At 66.9% G+C, this 19,731-nt stretch carries 12 protein-coding genes and 1 pseudogene; 10 read left to right on the forward strand and 3 right to left on the reverse strand.

What is annotated here, in order from left to right; genetic code table 11:
* Positions 1 to 11 precede the first annotated feature (11 nt).
* Together A5659_RS18170 and A5659_RS18175 are read left to right on the forward strand one after the other, a co-directional pair.
* Entirely contained in the window at positions 12 to 1,991 is a 1,980-nt protein-coding gene (locus A5659_RS18170) for an alpha/beta hydrolase (protein ID WP_067183138.1), read from the forward strand.
* Between the two features lie 87 nt (positions 1,992 to 2,078).
* Positions 2,079 to 2,408 carry a DUF2563 family protein gene (locus A5659_RS18175; RefSeq protein WP_067138789.1) on the forward strand — a complete coding sequence of 110 codons (330 nt, stop codon included), beginning with the start codon at positions 2,079 to 2,081 and terminating at the stop codon, positions 2,406 to 2,408.
* A gap of 248 nt (positions 2,409 to 2,656) precedes the next feature.
* On the opposite strand, the pseudogene A5659_RS29005 reads toward A5659_RS18175, so the two are convergent.
* Positions 2,657 to 2,773 (reverse strand): annotated as a pseudogene (locus A5659_RS29005) (hypothetical protein); the annotation flags it as partial.
* 443 nt (positions 2,774 to 3,216) lie between these two features.
* Between A5659_RS29005 and A5659_RS27140 the strand changes: the two are divergent.
* The 7 genes from A5659_RS27140 to eccCa all read left to right on the forward strand — a co-directional run bounded on the left by A5659_RS27140 (position 3,217) and on the right by eccCa (position 15,239).
* Entirely contained in the window at positions 3,217 to 3,666 is a 450-nt protein-coding gene (locus A5659_RS27140; RefSeq protein WP_231997866.1) for a hypothetical protein, read from the forward strand.
* A 972-nt stretch (positions 3,667 to 4,638) separates the two neighbouring features.
* Positions 4,639 to 5,190 (forward strand): hypothetical protein, encoded by a 552-nt coding sequence (locus A5659_RS28595; protein ID WP_082976106.1) that lies wholly within the window; start codon positions 4,639 to 4,641, stop codon positions 5,188 to 5,190.
* A gap of 1,459 nt (positions 5,191 to 6,649) precedes the next feature.
* Positions 6,650 to 7,351, forward strand: a complete 702-nt coding sequence (locus A5659_RS28600; RefSeq protein ID WP_067183142.1) for a DUF5631 domain-containing protein — start codon at positions 6,650 to 6,652, stop codon at positions 7,349 to 7,351.
* Between the two features lie 253 nt (positions 7,352 to 7,604).
* A complete protein-coding gene (locus tag A5659_RS18185; RefSeq protein WP_067183168.1) occupies positions 7,605 to 8,399 on the forward strand; it encodes a hypothetical protein in 795 nt (264 codons plus the stop codon).
* Positions 8,400 to 8,685: 286 nt separating this feature from the next.
* Positions 8,686 to 9,531, forward strand: a complete 846-nt coding sequence (locus A5659_RS18190) for a DUF4226 domain-containing protein (RefSeq protein WP_067183145.1) — start codon at positions 8,686 to 8,688, stop codon at positions 9,529 to 9,531.
* Between the two features lie 2 nt (positions 9,532 to 9,533).
* Positions 9,534 to 11,021 (forward strand): type VII secretion protein EccB, encoded by a 1,488-nt coding sequence (gene eccB / locus A5659_RS18195; protein ID WP_067183148.1) that lies wholly within the window; start codon positions 9,534 to 9,536, stop codon positions 11,019 to 11,021.
* Positions 11,022 to 11,024: 3 nt separating this feature from the next.
* Positions 11,025 to 15,239: a type VII secretion protein EccCa gene (gene eccCa, locus A5659_RS18200; RefSeq protein WP_067183151.1), complete on the forward strand. Its 4,215-nt coding sequence runs from the start codon at positions 11,025 to 11,027 to the stop codon at positions 15,237 to 15,239.
* On the opposite strand, the gene A5659_RS18205 is transcribed toward eccCa, so the two are convergent.
* Positions 15,220 to 18,063 (reverse strand): RND family transporter, encoded by a 2,844-nt coding sequence (locus A5659_RS18205; protein ID WP_369829384.1) that lies wholly within the window; start codon positions 18,061 to 18,063, stop codon positions 15,220 to 15,222. The two genes, eccCa and A5659_RS18205, sit on opposite strands and share 20 nt — an antisense overlap.
* A gap of 4 nt (positions 18,064 to 18,067) precedes the next feature.
* The gene (locus A5659_RS18210) at positions 18,068 to 18,448 is read right to left on the reverse strand and encodes a hypothetical protein (RefSeq protein WP_066861933.1); all 381 of its coding nucleotides are present in this window, start codon (positions 18,446 to 18,448) and stop codon (positions 18,068 to 18,070) included.
* 133 nt (positions 18,449 to 18,581) lie between these two features.
* Here A5659_RS18210 and A5659_RS18215 point away from each other — a divergent pair.
* Positions 18,582 to 19,731, forward strand: a 1,150-nt coding sequence (locus tag A5659_RS18215; RefSeq protein WP_067183157.1) for a sensor histidine kinase, incomplete at its 3' end; no start/stop codon positions are given.

The raw sequence follows: 19,731 nt of genomic DNA on the forward strand, positions 1-19,731 counted from the left end.
TAGCGACGCCGATGTTACTGCGGCACTTGAGCATTGCGTTCCTCGTCGCCCAAGCCGGCGGTGACCCATGGTCGACCAACGCTAGCATGCACGCCGGTCGCCCCGCGCAGATTTCATACCTGGCGCGGGCTTTTCGCGACGCCGGAGTGAGCACGGCGGAGGCGGTCGCCGCCTTCGAGGCTGCCCGGTGCCGGTTCGAGGCGGCCTGGGATCACCAAAACGCGGATCATTCGATCAACGATGCCGCCGAGGTGCAGCGGGTGACCCGGTCGCTGGGCCTGCAGGCCGGGCAATTGCCGCGGATCGCCGCCAATTTGGAGAACGTCGCCGCGGCGCTGGCCGAAGCCCAGCGGGCCTGCACGAGATACCTGGACGCGCTGGAATACGACCTCGAAGACATCGACGACGAGATGTGCGATGCGTTGGCGGACGGCGATACCTGTGGTGCCGACGATCTGCGCACCGACGCCGTCAGCGAGGTTGCGGCGATCGTGGTGCAGCTGCGTCGGATTCGCGACGGGTATTCGGAGGTGCTGACGGCCGCGCTAGGGAGCTTGCGGACAGACGGTGTAGACCCGGCGGAAATTCAGGGCGTCGACGAGCTGGCCATTCCGCCGCCGGACAGCAGTCCGGAATGCGTCAAGCGGTGGTGGGATGCGCTGAGCGCGAATCAAAAGAAGCTACTTGTCGATCAAGGCGCGCACGAGTTGGGCAACCTCAACGGGATTCCGGCGGAGGTGCGTGATGCGGTGAACCAGGCAGCGATGGACGACGATCTGCGCAGGGTGGAAGACGTCGCCCGCCGGAGCGGACTGAACCCAAAGACGTTGCGCGACAGCGCGCTGCGCAACCGGGACGCCGATATGTTCACCAGACCCGAGGACTACGGGCTGTGCATCACCGACGTCACCCGCTACCAGAACGCGGTCAAGACCAATGACTTCCTCGAGCGCGACAAAAGCTCCGACGCCCCCCGCGGTCTGCCGATCATGCTGTGGGCGTATGACCCGCTGGCGTTCAGCGGCAAGGGCAGGGCCGCGATCGCGATCGGCAACCCGGACAAATCCCGCAACACGGCCGTCGTGGTCCCGGGCACCAACAGCAGCGTGCGGGGAGGGTGGATGTCGGACGGCACCGACGACGCCATCAATCTCTACGAACAGGCTGCCCGAGCCGACCCCCAGCGATCCACCGCGGTGCTGGCCTGGATGGGTTATGACGCACCCGAATTCGGCCAGCCGCATTGGCAACAGGCCATCACCGACCCCGCCGAATTGGAACAGGTCGGCACGCCGTGGCGGGCGAGGCAAGCCGGTGCGTTGCTGGCCGCCGATGTCAACGGTCTCGCGGCGACGCATGACGGGCCGACCCCAGCGCATGTCACCGTCCTCGGACACTCCTACGGCTCGACGACCGTGGCCGACGCTTTCGCCCACAGCGGCATGCGCGCCAACGACGCCGTGCTAACCGGTTGCCCCGGAACAGACTTGGCGCACGGCGCCGCGGACTTTCATCTCGACGGCGGCAGGCTGTATGTCGGGGCCGCGTCGACCGACGTGATCAGCTGGATCGGTGAGACGGGCAGTGGTCTTCCGAACGGACTCAACGAGACGCTCGGCGGCCCGGTGGGACCGTTGGCCGGGCTGGGCGGTGACCCGGCGCATGCGGGTTTCGGGGCGGTCCGGTTTTGTGCCGAAGTCGCGGGTTCGCACAGCGTCATGCCGTGGTTCACCGACCACTCGCACTACTACGACGTGGGCAGCGAGTCGCTACATAACATCACCGCGATCGTCACCGGGCACGGCGATGGTTTGGCCGGGGAAGGCATGCTCGCGTCCGAGCGGGCCTCGGCGCGGATAGCCGTTCCTCTCCAGGTGCACACGCCGTTGGGCACGGTGTCGTTACCGCATATCGGCATGCAGCTGCCGTTCACCGTCGACCCGGAATGGGATCGGCCGGCGCGCTCGGTCACCAACGGTCACGCGTTCTAGCGGTCGCGGTGTCGGAGGCGGTGAATTGACCACTTGGGAATCGGCATTTAGCCTGCTCACAGGTGTTATGACCCGGAGGGAGTGCCGATGTTCGTCGATACGGATCTTTTGCACTCGGGAGGCAATCAGTCGCACCGCGCCGGCGGACACGCTCAAGACGGCGCGGATCAACTGGCGGGCGGAACCGTCGAAGCGGGAATGTTCGGTGACTTCGCCGCGGCCGACGCGTTTCACAGTGCAGTCTCGGCCGCACACGGCCAGCACGTGAAAACCCTGCAGGGTCACAGTCAGACGCTCACGGGGGTCGGCACCAAGGCGCACCACGCGGCCAACGGGTTCACCAACATGGACAAGGCCAACGCCGCCGACATGAAGGCTCTCCGCCCGAGCGCTGGCCCCTCAACACAAAACGTCTGAGCAACGGGCGTGACGGAGGATCCGCCCTCACATCCGGGTGTAGCGCCGCATGCTGGTCCGCCGGTAGGGCAGTGGGCACCGGGTTACTCCGCGCCACAGGCGCCACGCTCACGCATGTGGCCGGCGATCGCGATCGGTGCGATGGTTCTGGCTTCGGTTTCGACGGTCGTGGCCGTTGTTGCGTTGGTTGCGGCAACGTCGCGGTCATCGACTTCGAGCGCAACATCTTCGTCGGCCGCCCCTTCCTATAGCGCCGCCGAAGTGTCTGCGGCGCACCAGAAGTTGTGTGACGCATACAAGCTGGCTGCGCGTGCTGTGCAGATCGATACCAACGGCGATAACCCCGCTCTTGCGGGCGTGGCCAGCGTAAATGCGGCAGTAACGCTGGAACAGGCAGTAAACGCGGCACCTGCGATCCCGTCTAGCGACCGCACCGCTGCCCTCGCGTTAGCGGCTGCGTACACCAAAGCCACGGCGATGGGGAGTTGGTCGCAGCGGGACGACCCCGCCTTTCATGCGGAAGTAGATGATGTCAATGCCAAAGACGCCGCTATGAAAACGGTATGCGGTCTCGGGTGACTTCCCGTCCACGGCCGTGGTGATTGCTCGCTGCTCCGTTAGCTGGTCAACTATTGAAGCGAAGTTCCCGAAAATAGGTCTTGGATGCGCTTGGACTAAAGGAGGACGCATGGTGGGGGATTTGCCTCCGGCTCCGGGGGAAGGGCCGACCACCGGCCCGCCGCCAGGCCCAGCGCAATGGGCGCCAGCATTTCCCATGCAGCCACCACCGCGTCCACGGACGTGGCCGTTGATCGCATTGGCCGCGCTTGGCGTGTTGCTTGGCGTCGCTGCTTTGGTGGTCGCGTTGACCCGCCCCGCGAGCGATCAATCAGCGGTCTCCTCGACCACGTCGACGACACCCTCGTTTACCGCGGACCAAACTGCAGCTGCACATAAACAGCTTTGTGACACGTACAAGCTGGCAGCACATGCTGTTCAAATTGACACGAATGGCGACAACCCTGCATTTGCCGGTATCGCTACTGTGAACGCGGCAGTGATGCTCGAGCAGGCAGTAAACGGTGCGCCAGCGCTCCCGGCCGGCGATCGGTCTGCTGCACTCGCCCTAGCTGCGGCGTACAGCAACGCTCAGGCAACCGCCAGCCTCGTTCAGACGCGCGACGACCCTGCTTGGCACACGGTGTCCGATGAAGTTAATACAAAGGATGCCGCGATGAAAAAGATATGCGGCAGTTAGCTGCCTCCACAGATCGACCGCGAGGCCGTTACTCGATTTCTTGTAGTTAAAGCGGATGACCTACGGATATACCTAAAGCTTTTCGTGAGCAGTGCTGCATAAACTACAAGGAGAATTATTGTGGCACTTGAGTTTACGTCGAGCTCCTGGAAATAGAGCGAGCGCATGGCCCGCCCGGCGCAACGCAGTCGGCGCCTAAGCTTTTCCAGCCACACCTGCGCTAGCGTGCGTGGCCTGCGGTGGTGTTGGGCGCCGCGGCCACGGTAGTGGCGATCGCTGCATTGATGTGGCGCTGACTCGGCCGGGAGCTACGAAGCCAACTTTGACAAGCAACTCCGCCGAGCTGCTGTGCTGCCCAGACGTCGGCTGCACAGCGACCACTCGCGATACGTACAAGCTGCAGCGCGATCCGTTACGACTGACACTAACTGGGCCGACAAGGCGCTTGCCCGTGTCGCACTCTACTAATGCGACAGGCGTGCTGGACGACGTTCGGGATCCGGCTATTGATGCAAAAATCGGCGGTGCCGTGCGTGCACTAACAGCGGCGTACCGCACCTCCAACGCGCTCAGCGGTATTGCCAGCGATTCTGAGTATCGGGCAACCCTCGATGACGTCATGGCGAGAGATGCCCCGTTCAGAAATACATGCGGCAGCTAGCTCGCCACCGTTGAGGAACACAAGCATGGCAATGACTCAGCCAGCGGAGCTGCAGAGGCTTCCAGCGGGCGCGTTCGCTCAATAGGCGGCCGATGAAAAGGTGAAGCAGACCCCCACGAGAGCAGTGATGGACGGAATGAGTCAGCGTGAGGTGGCGGGTACATCGACCGCGGGACCGGAGGATTAGGGCGACACGACGGCGCAACGCAGCACAGTGAATTGCTGCTATCCCCTCGGCTGCCCCACTATTGAAGGGTTAGGGCACAGCCATTCGGAGTACTACCCACAGCTGCGGACCGCAGGGAGGACAGATGGTGGGAGACCCGCTTTCGGGCCATCGTGAGGGGTTGGCTGCCCAACCATCCTCGGGAAGTTGGCCGCCACCGCTTTTCCCACAGCCAGCGTCGCGTCCACGACCATGGCTGGCGATCGCGCTAATTGCGACCGCCGCAGTGGCTGTTGCTGCGTTAGTCGTGGCACTGATGCGGCCGAGTGCTTCGCATTCGTCAGCGACCACAACTGCGGCCCACACCCATATGCCGGCGGAGACCGCCGCTGCGCAACAGCGGCTTTGCGACACCTACAAGTTGGCAGCCCGAGCTGTGCAAGTCGATACAAATGGCAGCGATAAATCGTTCGCGCGGATTGCGCTTACGAATTCCGCCTTACTGCTTGTCAACGTCTCTAATGACCCAGCGTTGGACGAGCAGCATCGTAGTGCGGCTAAGGCCCTAGCTACGGCATACCTGACAGACACGGCGAAAAGCAGCGATGGGGTAGCTACCGAGTCCGAATTTCAAGAGGCGGTCGCCGACGTGAACGCCAAGAATGCTGCAATGAAAAAGGTATGCGGTGGCGGTTGACCTTCCCCCTGGCACCTGGACCGCCGCACTGATCGGGCCGTGGTGGCCAGCGCCGTCAACGGGCCTACGGGCCGGCGCGCAACACTGGAACCAAGAGTGCGCGGAGCAGCAGTTATTTGCACAGAACTTGCGCACTCAGTGGACAGCCTTTGCTGCGAATAATAAGGGCCATACAGCGGACGACCTTATAACCAGGTTCCAGCAAGGGGAAAAGCTTCATCTGGATCTCGCCGAAAAATACCAGACAAAAGCCTCGGCGTTTAATTCCGGTGCTGACGCGATCGACTATCTACGAAGTCGCTTGTCGGAGATAGCGAACACAGGCAATAAAGAGATCAATGACATCCTCGCATCAAAGAAGCCACCTCCGGAAAAGTTAGCGGAAGTACAAGCTGTCCAAGCACGCTGCAACGCCGACGCCGCAAACGTCAGCAGGGATGCCCTCGACAAGATGATGGCGGCCACGCAAAAGATCCTCGATGCTGAGGGGATTGGTGGTAACGCACGGAGTTGGGCACAGACAAATGGGTTCGACGTTGGTGAGCCCAAGCCGCCAAATCCAATCAGCAAGGAAGACCTGGAAACGTCGGGTCCCACGTCGGGCGGATTTGGAGGTGGCGGTATCCACGGTGGGCCGGCATCCGGTGGCGGTGGTGCTAATGGTGAGCCTCCGTCAGGTGGCGGACCGGGAGCCGGTCCGTCCGGTTGGGGAGCTGGAAATGTTCATGGCGGACCGGCGTCGCCCAGCAGCCCCGGGGTAGGGTTTGGAAACGCAAACGTGCCAGGTGGGCAAGTACCCGGCGGTGGCGGCGCAGGCAACCTGCCCACGAACCTGACCATGCCCGGTGGCGGCGGAACTATATCGCCAGGGATACCTGGCGTACACGGCGGTGGAATGCCAGTGTCTCCGGTCGGTCTAGGCCAAGGCGGCCAACCCGGATTGGCCCAGGCCTTCACGTCCGGTTTGGCGACTGGTCAAGCGACGGGCCCTGGCGGGCAAGCGTTTACGGGGGGGCCACTACAAGCGATGGAGGCCGGGGGACCTCAAGCCCCTCAGGCAACACCGGCGGTGACGCCGACAGTACCAAGCGCGGGAGCATTCATACCGACTGGTACTCCGGCCGATGCACCCCCCGCGGCGTCCCCCGCGCCGGTGGCCACCGGGGGAGGCGGTTCAGTTGCGCCCGTCATGACCGGCGCATCGTGGTCGTCGCCCGCACCAACCCTCGGTGGCGGACCTTCCATCCCGTCAGGATCGCTGCCCGCCTACGGCTCCGACCTGCGCCCGCCGGTAGTGGCGCCCCCATCCGTACCGTCTACCCCTGCCGGTCCCGTGTCGGGTGCACCGGTAGCGTCTTCGCCCGCATCGTCCCCGTCCGCCGGCGGGCCACTGGTCTCCCCGGTGGAGCGAACGGCGTCCGGGGCGGCCGCGGGTCAGGCCGGTGCGGGGTCATCGACGATGGCTGGCGCATCGGCCGCCTCGGCGGCTACCGGCGCGACCGCCGGCGCCGTGTCCGCGAGGACCGCCGAGCAACAGCGGCTGCAGCGGCTCGTCGATGCGGTGGCCCGCCAGGAGCCGCGGCTGTCATGGGCTGCCGGGCTCCGCGACGACGGCACCACGACGCTCCTCGTCACCGATCTCGCCGCCGGGTGGATCCCGCCGCATGTCCGGTTGCCCGCGCATGTCACCCTTCTTGATCCGTCGGCACGACGGCATGACGCCAACGTGGTGGATCTGCTGGGCGCTATCACGGTCGCGGCCGCCCATCACGCCAACACGTATGTGGCCGAACCAGGTCCCGACGAGCCTGCGCTCAGCGGTGATCGGCCCGCCCGCTCGGCCGCACCACAGGTCGATGAGCTCGGCCCCACTTTGGTGGATGCCGTCCGCCGCCGCGATGGTTTACCGCGGATCGCGCAGGCTATAGCCGCGCCAGCGGTGCGAAAGACAGGTGTGCTCGACAGCGAAGCCGAGATGTTGCGCGAATGCGCCGCTGACATCCAGCACGCGGTGCTGGCAGCTTATCCAGACCACAACCCAGCGGCTGTGGCGGATTGGATGCTTCTAGCGGCTATCGAGGCGCTAATTGATGGACACGACTACCTCGCGAATTATCACTTGGCCTGGTTTGACGCGATCAGTCACCGGGGCGGTTCGTAATTGCCCGCAATTGTCGGGTGAATAGCGTTGCCAGCGTTTTGTGCCAAGATCGTCATATCAGCGTTCGCCCGCGCCGAACGGTGCGCATCAAGCGCTCGGGCTATGTTACTGGGACGGAGGTGACCCCGTGGTTCACGGCGTAGGCCCTATCAGTAGTGATCTGCCGACGACTACCGGCTTAGCCAACGGCGTGCCGGCGCGGGTCCCTAACCCCGGTCCCGGCCACCCGCCTGATAACTCGCCTGGCGGCGGTCTGGGCGGCGGCGCGTTAACGGGAGCGGGTAACGCCGGGGTCCCCAAAGACGCAGCGGATGTCGAGGCCGCCGACGCGGACCGGCGCGCCCACGCAGCCGACGCCGCGGCCAAGTTCCCTGCCAACGAGGCGAATAGCCAGCAGGACATGCAGATGATCCAGCAGATGCTGCAGAGCGTGACCGGTGCGGTCGGCGGCGCGATCGGTGGCGTCATGGGACCGCTGACGCAGCTGCCGCAGCAGGCGATGCAGGCCGGTCAGAGCGCCCTGCAGCCGCTGATGAGCGCAGTCCAGGGCGCCCACGGCGCCGGGCTCGTTAACGACGCGCACCTGGTCGACAGCGTCGGCAGCGGTGGCGGCGGCGCTGGACTTGGCGGCGGTTCCGGTGGCGGCGGCGCCGGCCTCGGCGGTGGTGGCACCACCCCGGCTAGCTCGTTGGGCCCGCCGCCGGTGCCGACCTCGTCCCCGCCGACGACGCCCGCGGCCGCCAAAGCGCCGATGATGCCGCCGACCGGTGGCATGCCCGCAATGCCCGGCCAATCCGGCATGACCGGCATGCCGATGATGCCCCCGGGCGCGATGGGCGCCGGCGGCGAAGGCGGCAAGAAGGACAGCCCGGTCGAAAAGCGGATCACGGCCCCGGGCGTGCCCAACGGCCAGCCGATCAAGGGCCGCTTGACGGTGCCGCCGAGCGCCCCGGGCAACAAGTCCGGCGAGGCCAAGCCGACCGTCGTCACCAACCGGCCCAACCGCCGGATCGTCATCATGCCGTCCGACGACGAGCCGAAGGACTAGCCGACCAAACAGCCCACCGAAAGGTGAGTGGTCGGGTAATTGGCGCGGCAGTAGGGTCGCTACGTAATCGCGGCCGGCCAAGCCCAATGCGCGGGTCATCTGGGATTGCCCGTTATTGACAGCAGAACTGTCGATACGTGCATGCTATTGGTACGTCTGCAGCGACCGCGGAAAACGCGGCCAGAAGGGTGTGGGAGTACTAACGCGAAGTGTCCGGCACGGATGCGGCGCCCACAGGGCGCACAGGTGGGTTAGGGCGGGGACGTCGGTGACCGATCCCCTGAAAATGCAAGCGGTCACGGCGTTGTCGCGCGCCCACAATCTGTACGCGCGACCCACGCGGGACGACGGGATCGGCGACGCACCGGCGCAGACGCAGGCATACGCCGAGGCGATGAAGCGGCACAGTGGCCTGCCCGCCGCGGCGGCCGCACGGTCGGGCGCCGCGAGGACGCAGTTGGCTCGGCTGGCCCACGCCGATCGGGCGCTGGGGCAGATCATCGCCGCGGCGCGGTCCGATCACGCGCGCGGCCGCGCGGCGACGAGGGTCAACCTGGACGCGGCCCTGACCGATACGACGCCGGCGGCCGATACACCGATGGGGCGCCGCGAGGCCGTCGCCCGGATGGCGGCCCGGCTGCGGACCCAACACCGGCACGTCGCCGGATCGCGCCGCCGGGCAAGGCTGCTCGCGCGCCGGCTGCGGCGCCTGCACTACCTGCAAGGGCGGTCGATGCACAGCAATCAGGGCAACGGACGCGCGGCGGTGTTGGCGGCTATCCGTAAAGCGTTGGACATCAAGGGTATTCACGATCCGGCGGCCCGGGCTCGCTGGGAACGCGGCATGGACCTGGTCGCTCGCCGCGAGTCCAACTACGACGCGAACGCGGTCAACGGCTGGGATTCCAACGCGGCACGGGGCACGCCGAGCAAGGGTGCCTGGCAGTTCATCGCGCCGACGTTCGCGGCCTATCACCAGCCGGGCACCTCGCGCGACATCCACAACCTGGTGGCGCAGGCGTGCGCGTTCATCAACTATGCGATGGGCCGCTACGGCGTCGCCGTCGACGCTTCGAATCTGGCCGATCGGATTCAGCAGGCCGATCCTCACCGAGCGCCCAAGGGGTACTGAGCATGCCGCTGAGTTTGTCTAACCGCGACCAGAACTCCGGGCACCTGTTCTACAACCGTCGCCTGCGCGCGGCCACCACCCGCTTCTCCGTGCGCATGAAGCACGACGACCGCAAGCAGACCGCCGCGCTGGTGCTGTCGATCCTGCTGGTGGCCATCGCCTCGGGCTGGATGCTGCTGCTGAACGTCCTGAAACCCACTGGCATCGTGGGGGATTCGGCGATCATCGGCGACCGTGATTCCGGGGCGCTGTACGCCAGGATCGACGGCAGGCTGTACCCCGTGCTGAATTTGACCTCCGCGCGCCTGGCGACGGGCACCGCAAACCAGCCGACGTGGGTGAAACCCACTGAGATAGCGAAGTATCCGACCGGTCCGCTGGTCGGCATCCCCGGAGCGCCGGCGGCGATGCCGGTCCATCGGGGCGCGACGTCGGCGTGGGCGGTCTGCGATACAGCCGGCCGCCCGCGCAGCCCGGAACGCCCGGTGGTGACCTCGATCGCCGGCCCACTCGACGGTTTCGACCGCGCCACACCGCTGAGCGAGGACGCCGGGGTGCTGGTCACGTTCGAGGGCAACACCTTCGTGATCTGGGGAGGCAAGCGCTCCCAGATCGATCCGTCCAACCGGGCGATCACCCTGAGCCTCGGTCTCGACCCGGGAGTGACGCTGCCGGTGGAGATTTCGCGGGCCCTCTACGACGCGCTGCCCGCGACGGAACCGCTCGGCGTCCCCGCGGTGCCCCTGGCGGGTACCCCGTCGACGTGGGTGTCGGGCTCGCAGGTCGGCGCGGTGTTGCAGGCCCAAACCGCCAGCGGCGGCAAACAGTTCTACGTCCTGTTGCCCGACGGCGTCCAAAAGATCACCAGCTTCGTCGCCGACCTGCTGCGCAGCGCCAACTCCTACGGTTCCACGGCACCTCGCGTGGTCGCTCCCGACGTGTTGGTCAACATCCCCGAGGTGAACTCGCTGGCGGTGGACTACTACCCGACCAAGCGCCTGAACTTCGTTGACACCGCGGCGGATCCGACCACTTGCGTCGGTTGGGAGAAGGGCTCGACCGACCCGCAGGCACGTGTCGTGGTCTACAACGGACGCGGACTTCCCACGCCGTCGTACCTCGACAACCGCATCGTGCACCTGGTACGCGATGACCGCGACCCGGCATCGGTGGTCGCCAACCAGGTGCTGGTGCTGCCGGGTGCGGCGAATTTCGTGACATCGACCAGCGGCGTGGTCACCTCCGACTCCCGGGAGTCGCTGTTCTGGGTGTCCGACAACGGGGTGCGGTTCGGCATCACCAACGACGACACGACGTTACGCGCGCTGGGCCTTGACCCGGGGTCGGCGGTGCAGGCGCCCTGGCCGCTGCTGCGGACCTTCGCGGCGGGCCCCGCATTGTCAAGGGAGGCGGCGCTGGTGGCGCGGGACACCGTACCGGCGCTCGGCAAGGTGGCTGTGGTGACGACATCGGCGAAGCCGGGAGGCTAGAGAATGTCCAAGAAAGCGTTCCCCATCAACCGCGTCAAGATCGAGCCGCCGAAACCGGTCCGGGTGGCGCCCAGCGCGCCGATCGCGCTACCGGAGCGCGAGCCGCGCAACATCTGGGTGATGATCGGGGTGCCTGCGCTGATCGTGGCGCTCATCGGCACCATCGTCATGCTCTACGTCTCCGGCGTGCGCAGCCTGACCACCGGCTTCTTCCCGCTGATGGGCATCGGCGCATTCAGCATGCTGGCGTTCTCCGGCCGCTTCGGCCGCGCTCGTAAAATCACCTGGGGCGAAATGGAAAAGGGCCGTCGCCGCTATCTGCGCGACCTCGACGGCAACCGCGACGAGATTCAGACCGCGGTGTGCGCACAGCGCGAATGGCAGAACTTCGTGCATTCCGATCCTCGTGGGTTGGGCGCCATCATCGGCGGCCCGCGAATGTGGGAGCGCGGCCGCGGCGACGCCGACTTCCTCGAGGTGCGGCTGGGCACCGGCGTGCAGCACGCGCCGGATTCGGTGCTCTCGGTGACCTGGCCCGACATCGCCTCCGATGAGGAGCTCGAACCGGTAACCGGGCAGGCCCTGCGCGATTTCATCTTGGAGCAGCGCAAGATTCGCGACATCGCCAAGGTGGTCAACCTGCGATCGGCGCCCGGCTTCAGCTTCGTCGGCGCGGACCTGGACCGGCTGCGCTCCATGATGCGCTCGGTGCTGTGCTCCCTGGCCGTGTTCCACAACCCGCGCGACGTCAAGCTGATGGTGGTGACCCGCAATCCCGAGGTGTGGTCGTGGATCGTGTGGCTGCCGCACAACCTGCACGACGAACTCTTCGATGCGTGCGGCTTTCGGCGGCTGGTCTTCGCCACGCCCGAGGAACTCGAGGAAACCCTGGGCGCCGAACTGCACATGAAGGGCAAGCGCGGCGCGTGGACACCATTGGCCGCGGCCAGCCCGACGGCGATGGGGTCGACGCTCGAAACCGGCGCCGACACCGTGGATCTCGGACCGCACCTGGTGATCGTCGACGACAACACCGGCAGCCCCGACGCATGGGAGAGCGTGGTCGGACAGGTCGGTAAGGCGGGAATCACCCTGCTGCGCATCGCCTCCCGGATCGGCACCGGCGTGGGCTTCGGCGACGACCAGGTGTTCGACCTCAGCGAACGCCACAGCTCACCCAACGGCTCGGCCAACGGCAAAATCGCGTTGCACCGCAACGGCTCTGACGCCGACGGCGAGGACAACCGCCCGGCCCCGTTGCTGCGGGTGCGCGGCAAATTCTTCGCCCACGCGGATCAACTCTCGATACACCGCGCCTACCGCTACGCGCGGGCGATGGCACGCTGGTCGCCGACCAGCCGCAGCGAGATCAACGACTCGGTCAGCGGTGCAACCGAATTGCTGCGAGCCCTGGGTATCAGCGACCCGCGGGACTTGGACGTCGACCGGTTGTGGGCGGAGCGTCGCGGCCGCGGCGACGAGCGCTGGTGCGAGGTTCCCGTCGGGGCCAAACCCAACGGCGAGCTGCAGAACATCATCATCCGCGCCAAGGACTTCGGCGGCTTCGGCTTCCACTCCGTGGTCATCGGGACCAGTGGCTCGGGTAAGTCGGAGTTCTTCCTGTCGTTGGTCTACGGCATCGCGCTGACCCACTCGCCGGAAACGTTCAACGTCATCTTCGTCGACATGAAGTTCGAGTCGGCGGCCCAGGACATCCTCGGCATCCCGCACGTGGTGGCCGCGCTGTCTAACCTCGGCAAGGACGAACGCCACCTGGCCGAGCGGATGCGTCGGGTCATCGACGGTGAGATCAAACAGCGCTATGAACTGTTCACCTCGGTGGGTGCGCGCGACGCCAACGACTACGAAGAGATCCGGCTCGCCGGACGCGACCTGCCGCCGGTGCCGGTGCTGCTGGTCATCGTCGACGAATACCTGGAGCTGTTCGCCAACCACGAGAAGTGGATCAATCTCATCATCCACATCGGCCAGGAGGGCCGCGGCGCGAACGTCTTCTTCATGCTGGGCGGGCAGCGCCTGGACCTGTCCTCGCTGCAGAAGGTCAAGTCCAACATCGCCTTTCGCATCGCGCTGCGGGCCGAGTCCGGTGACGACAGCCGCGAGGTGATCGGCAGCGACGCCGCCTACCACCTGCCGTCGAAGGAAAACGGCTTTGGCCTGCTGAAGGTGGGCCCGCGCGATCTCGAGCCGTTCCGCTGCTTCTACCTCTCCGCGCCGTTCGTGGTGCCCAAGACCAAGGAGGTCGCCACCACCGTCGACATGACGCTGACCAAGCCGCGGCTGTACAACTGGCAGTTCCAGCCGCTGGACGCCTCCGATGCCACGGCGCTGGAGGCGGCCGCCGCCGTCGACGCCGAGCCCGACGAATTCCTCTACTACGACGACGGTTTCAAGCGCAAGAAGATCGTCGACGTGCTGCGCGAGTCGTTGCATGAGGTGCCGCACCGCTCGCCGCGCCGGCCGTGGCTGGAGCCGCTGGAGGAACCCGAGACCATTGATGCCCTTGTCGCCGGATACCGGGGCAAGCCGTGGCACATCGACTACGGGCACAACGCGGGCCTGATGTTCCCGGTGGGCGTCATGGACATCCCCGAGGAGTCCAAGCAGGTCGTGCATGCGGTGGATGCACTGCGCAGCAACGTGATCGTGGTGGGTGCCAAGCAGCGCGGCAAGACCACCACCCTGATGACGCTGATGTGCTCGGCGGCGACGATGTACACCCCCTCGCGCGTGACGTTCTTTTGCATCGGCGGGGCCACCCTCGCCCAGGCCGCCTCGCTGCCCCACGTCACCGACATCGTGTCGCCGAAGGACGCCGAGGGCATCGAGCGGATCTTGAGCAGCATGGACGCCTTGATCGATGCCCGTGAGGATTCGTTCCGGCGCCTCAAGATCGATCTCGACGGTTTCCGCGAACGCCGGTTCGGGCCGGGGAGCGACGGGCTGGGCGGCACCGACGCCAACGACCCGTTCGGCGATGTGTTCGTGGTGGTCGACGACTACGACGACCTGTACTCCAAAGACACCGTGCTGGGCGATCGCATCATCTCGCTGAGCAGCCGTGGCCCCGAATACGGGGTGCACGTGATGTGCAGCGCCGGCGGCTGGATTCACGGGCAGCGCCAAAGCCTGCTGCAAAACGCCACGGCGCGAATCCAATTGCGGCTGGCCGACCCCAGCGAAAGCCAGATGGGGCACTCGTCGCTGGAGTCGCGGGACGCGGCCCGGCGGACGCTGAACCGGCCAGGCTTCGGCCTGACCGACAGCCTGCACGAACTGCGGGTCGGTGTGCCGGCGCTGACCGACCCGGCCACCGGCGCGGTCGTCAGCATCGTCGACGTCGGGGCCCGCATCGCGGACGTCGCCGGGGTCACCAAGCACGCCACCCTGCAGCGACTGCCGCAGCGGGTGGCGCTGAAGGCGATCCTGGATTACGAGGCGGCGCGCCCCAGCGGCGACGACCTCTCGATCGCCTTCGCCATCGGCGAGCGCCACGAACTGGGGCCGGTTCCCATCAAGCTGCGCGAGAGCCCCGGAGTGATGATCCTGGGACGGCAAGGCTGCGGAAAGACGTTGTCGCTGGTCGCCATTGGCGAGGCGATCATGAGCCGCTTCAGCCCCGAGGAAGCGCAGCTGACGCTGATCGACCCGAAGACCGCACCGCACGGCCTGCGCGATCTGCACGGTCCCGGCTACGTCCGTGCGTACGCCTATGACCAGGACGAGATCGACGAGGTGATCACCGCTTTGGCGCAGCAGGTCCTGCTGCCGCGGCTGCCCCCGAAAGGCCTGAGCCAGGAGGAGTTACGCGAGCTCAAGCCGTGGGAGGGCCCGCGGCACTTCGTGCTCATCGACGACATTCAGGACCTGCGCCCGGATCAGAGCTACCCACCCAAACCACCGGTGGGCGCGGCGCTGTGGAAGCTGATGGAACGCGCCCGCCAGATCGGGTTGCACGTCTTCACCACCCGAAACAGCGCGAACTGGGCGACGCTGCAAATGGATCCGTGGATGCGTTTCCAGAACTCGGCGAAAGTCGCTCAGCTCTATATGGACAACGATCCGCAGAACCGGATCAACCGGAACGTCCGTGCCCAGAACCTGCCGCCGGGGCGCGGCCTGCTGGTGAGCGTCGACGGCGACGTCGAAGGCGTGCTGGTCGGGCTGCCGTCCTCGGTCATACCGCCGCAGCAGTAACCCGTTGTCGCTCCGGCGTTTTCACGCTCGGCGCCGCGGCGCGGCGGGGGAGCGGGCTCGGCCACCAGAACCACCGGCCCAGCAGGGCGACGATGGACGGCACGATGAAGGCCCGCACCAGCAGAGTGTCCAGCAACAGCCCGACCGCGACGGTCGTGCCGATCTGGGCGACGCTGAGCACGCTGCTCGTCAACAATGCCAACATGGTCAACCCGAACACGATGCCGGCGACGGTGACCACTCCGCCGGTGCCGCCGAAGGCCCGGATGATGCCGGTCTTGAGGCCCGCCGCCGCTTCCTGTTTGATGCGCAGCGCGAGCAACAGGTTGTAGTCGGCGCCGACGGCGATCAGCGCGATGAACGCGAAAGGCGCCACGGCCCAGTGCAGGTCCTGATGCAGCAGGTGCTGCCAGATCAGCACGCTGGCGCCGACGGCTGAGGCGTAGGAGGTGACGACCGTCCCGACGACGACCACGCCCGCCACCGGGCTGCGCAGCATGACCGTGACGATCAAGAAGATGAGCACCAGCGCGGCGCCCGCCAGCAGCGTCGCGTCGCTGGCGACGAAACGCTGCAGATCGGCCGTCACCGGGCCCACGCCGGCCAGGTCCACCTCGGTCGGGGTCAGCGTCCCCTCCTTGGTGGCCTCCTTGATGGCGGCGCGCACCTGATCGGCCCGCTTGGCGCCATCGGCCCCCCATTCGGAACCGTCGCCATAGACCAACAGGTATGCGGCGCGACCGTTTTCCGAGATGAGGTGGCGCAGCGCGGTGGTGTACCGGGCGTCGGTCAACGCGCGCTGCGGCATGTAGAAGTCCCCCACGGCGCTGCCCTGGAATTGCGTGGCGATCTCGTTCAGGTAGTCGGTCAGCTGATGCATCTGCGGCCCGAGCGTGTCGGACAGCGTCAGCAAGTCGCGCGTGGCCGAACGGGCCTGTCCCAACGCGTCTTTCATCGACGTCACGCTCTGGGGCAGGGTGGCCATCGCGGTGGCGGCGGTGGTCGAGCCGCTGGTCAGCTTCGCGGCGCCGGAACCCAGCCGCGTGGATGTCTGCACCAGGCTGTCGACGGGCTGAAGCACCCGGTCCACCGTCGAGCAGATCGGGTTGGCCGCGCAGTCGGGGGTACGCGCGACGAAGTCTCGCAACGGGTCGAGGTAGCCCGACACCGTCGTGACGTTGCGTTGCAGGCCGTCCATGCCGGCCCGCATGTCTTCGGCGGCGCCGGACATGTCCGCCAATCCGGCACTGCCGCCCCGTAATCCGTTGCCCAGCCCGTCGACGGCCCGCTGCGTCTGCGCCAGCGCACCGTCCAGTTCGGAGACGCGCCGGAGGCGCTGCGTCAGCGTCTCCATCGTGTCCCCGAACTGGCGGCCGAGCACACCGGCCTGATAGCTCAGCGTCGCCTGTTCGGGAACCTTGCCGTCCGGGCGGCTGGCGGACTGCACGGCACGCACCCCCGGCACGGCCATGATGTGACGCGTGATTCGCTCGATGGCGATCAGGCCGGCGGGGTTGCGCAGGTCGTGGTCGGCTTGGATGGCGACGACGTCGGGCAACAGCGAGTTCGCCGCGAAATGCCTTCCGGCGCTCGCGTAGCCGCGGTTGGAGTCGGTGGACGACGGCGTCGCGGCGGGCTCGTTGAAGCCGACCCGCATGCCGGCCAACGGCAGCGCGACGAGCAGGCACAACCCCAGCGCGGCGACCAGGATCGGGCCGGGCCAGCGCGCCACGGACGTCCCGACCCGGCGCCACCGCCGCGCGGTGGTGGACGGTCGCGGTTCGAGATACCCGCGACGTATCGCCAGGCTCATCAGCGCGGGCGTCAACGTCAGCGCCGCGACCATGGTCGCCAGAATGCCGATGGAGCAGGGCAGCCCGGCGCTGCGGAACGAACCTACCTTCGCGAACACCAGGCACGCCAGCGCGACCGATACCGTCAGCGCCGATCCGATCACCACGGGCGCGATGGAACGGTAGGCCTGCGTCAAGGCCTGGGCAGGGGCGACGCCGTTGCGGCGGCCTTCGTGATAGCGGCCGACCAGGAAGATCGCGTAATCGGTACCGGCACCGAGGGTCATCGCGGCCATGAGCGCCACCGAAAACAGCGACACCTCAACCACATTGGACTGGCCGAGGGCGGCGACGACGGCACGCGCCAAAGCCAGGGCGAGTCCCACCGAGATCAGCGGGATAGCCGCCGCGACCGGCGATCGGTAGACCACCAGCAGTAACAGCAGGATGAGACCGATGGTGGCCGCGGTGATGCCGAGCATCTGGCGGTCGATCGCGGAGAACTCGTCGACGATGGTGGCGCCGGGTCCGGTGACATGGACTTCCAGGCCCGACGGCGGCGCGAGGTTGTGGATGGTGCCGCGCACGGCGTCCACCGAATCGCGCGCCTGCGCGGTGCCGAGCATTCCGGCGAGCCGCACCATCACGCTGACCGCCTTGCCGTCCGAACTCTGTGCGCCGGCGGCCGTGGCGGGCTGCGACCACAGGTCGGTCACCGCATACACGTGGCGCTGGTCCGAACCCAGCGAGGCCGTCAACGCGTCGTAGAACTGGCGATCCTGTTGCTTCAGACGCTGATTGCGTTCCAGCACAACGTAAACGAAGTTGTTGCTGGGTGTCTGGTTGAACAACTGGGCGGCTCGGGCGGCCGCCTCGGCGCTGGGCGCGCCGGGCGGCATGAAGGACCGGGCATGGGTGTCGACGACGCGCTCCAGTTGCGGAACCGCGAGATTGGCCGCGGCGGCCGCCAGGATCCAGAGGCCGATGATGACGACCGCGTAGCGCGACGTCAGGCGCGCAAGGCTTCCCATTCGGTCATGCAACGGTCTGCCGATCGCTGGTGGGTCCGCCGAACAGGCCCACGGCCACATGCTCGCCGCGGGTGAGGGAGCGCACCCGCAGCGACCGGCGGGTGCCGATCTCGACCAGCGCGTGCAGTCCGGGCTCGGCGGCTTCGAGATCGGCGAGCACCTGCTCGGCCGACGCGCCCTCGTGGGCCGCCTGATCCAGCTTGGCCACCAGCATGGTGATCCAACGCTGGCCGAGTGAGAGCAGCAAGCCCTCCTCGTCGCCGAACAGCTCGGACACCTCGGATGATTTGTCGATCAACGCAAGTGCCGCCTCGGGGTCCGTCTCGGCGGCTTTGATCACCTGGGCCATGAAGGCCATGCGGTCGTGCAGCAGTGTCCATGTCATGACTCGACGTTAGGAACTCGGCCACCCACCGCGCGTCGTGCCGAAGTGCAGTCTTTACCTCCTACCACGGGCGGAGGCGGGTGCCGCCCGCAGCAGGATGTGACGACGCACGGGGCTCTTCTAGGATTGGACGATGTTGCACGCCGCAGCGGATCACCTGCGGGAATTGCTTCGCCGACGAAGCGAGCTGATTCCCGTCGGTATCACCTGGGCGGCGTTGATCTCCGTCGATGTCGCCTTGGTGCTCGGCGGCGTGATCGGGACGCTGCAGCGGCCCGTCTCCGACCTGCCCGTGGCGCTGACCGCGTTCGCCCTGGCGTTGTCGCCGTCGTTCGCGTTCTTGATCTTCAACATGAAGATGACCCCGGGGCCGTTGTGGGCCACCTGGTCGGCTTCCTCCGCGCTGACTTTGTTCGGTACGTCGGCGCCGATTCACGCCGATTTCGGCCCGGCGTTGTTGGTCCTGATGGTCCTGGTCGTCGCGACGCTGGCGTCGGTGCTAGTCGGCCTGTTGGCTGCTGCGTCGGCGGCGGCGCTGCTGCTCGCCGACTCCGCACTGCACCGCCTCGACGCGGTGGTGTTATACCTCGGCTTCATCGCGGTGGGGTGGCTGCTCGGTTACCTGATGCGCACCCAGCGGTTGCTGCTGGCCGAACAGATTGCGGCGCAGGACATGCTGGCCGAACACGCCGCCGCCGACGAACGGCGGCGCATCGCGCGCGAAGTGCACGACGTCATCGCCCATTCGCTCAGCATCACCCTGCTGCACGTGACCGGCGCGCGCCGCGCGCTGCAACAGGATCGCGACGTCGACGACGCGGTCGAGGCTTTAGAACAGGCCGAGCGACTCGGCCGCCAGGCGATGGCCGACATCCGTCGTACCGTCGGGCTGCTCGACAACTGGCCGACCAAGGCCGCGCAAACCGTGCCCGAACCCGGTATCGACGACATCGCGCTGCTGGTCGAGGGTTTCCAGCGGGCCGGCCTGGCCGTCGCGCTGTGCGTCGAAGGGCCCACCGATCACGTCTCGGCCGCGGTCGGCCTCGCGCTGTACCGCATCACCCAGGAATCGCTGGCCAACATCGCCAAGCATGCGCCCGAGTCGAAAGCCGGTGTGGTGCTCGACATTTCACCCGCATCGGCGAGGCTCGCCGTCACCAACCTGCTACCCGCCGCGGTGCCGGCCACCCGGTCACCCGAAGGGCGCGGTTTGCGCGGCATGCGCCAGCGCGTCGAGCTGCTCGGCGGGGCCATCGACGTCGGCCCCACCCGCGACGGGTGGT

It is taken from the genome of Mycobacterium sp. 1165196.3 (assembly GCF_001673415.1).
GTDB classification, from domain to species: Bacteria; Actinomycetota; Actinomycetes; order Mycobacteriales; family Mycobacteriaceae; genus Mycobacterium; species Mycobacterium europaeum_A.

Excerpts from the sequence above, each read along its gene's own strand:
- A5659_RS18170 (WP_067183138.1), top strand. The coding sequence starts at position 12 with ATGTTACTGCGGCACTTGAGCATTGCGTTCCTCGTCGCCCAAGCCGGC.
- A5659_RS18175 (WP_067138789.1), top strand. The coding sequence starts at position 2,079 with ATGTTCGTCGATACGGATCTTTTGCACTCGGGAGGCAATCAGTCGCAC.
- A5659_RS28595 (WP_082976106.1), top strand. The coding sequence starts at position 4,639 with ATGGTGGGAGACCCGCTTTCGGGCCATCGTGAGGGGTTGGCTGCCCAA.
- A5659_RS28600 (WP_067183142.1), top strand. The coding sequence starts at position 6,650 with ATGGCTGGCGCATCGGCCGCCTCGGCGGCTACCGGCGCGACCGCCGGC.
- A5659_RS18190 (WP_067183145.1), top strand. The coding sequence starts at position 8,686 with ATGCAAGCGGTCACGGCGTTGTCGCGCGCCCACAATCTGTACGCGCGA.
- eccB (WP_067183148.1), top strand. The coding sequence starts at position 9,534 with ATGCCGCTGAGTTTGTCTAACCGCGACCAGAACTCCGGGCACCTGTTC.
- eccCa (WP_067183151.1), top strand. The coding sequence starts at position 11,025 with ATGTCCAAGAAAGCGTTCCCCATCAACCGCGTCAAGATCGAGCCGCCG.
- A5659_RS18205 (WP_369829384.1), bottom strand. The coding sequence starts at position 18,063 with ATGGGAAGCCTTGCGCGCCTGACGTCGCGCTACGCGGTCGTCATCATC.
- A5659_RS18210 (WP_066861933.1), bottom strand. The coding sequence starts at position 18,448 with ATGACATGGACACTGCTGCACGACCGCATGGCCTTCATGGCCCAGGTG.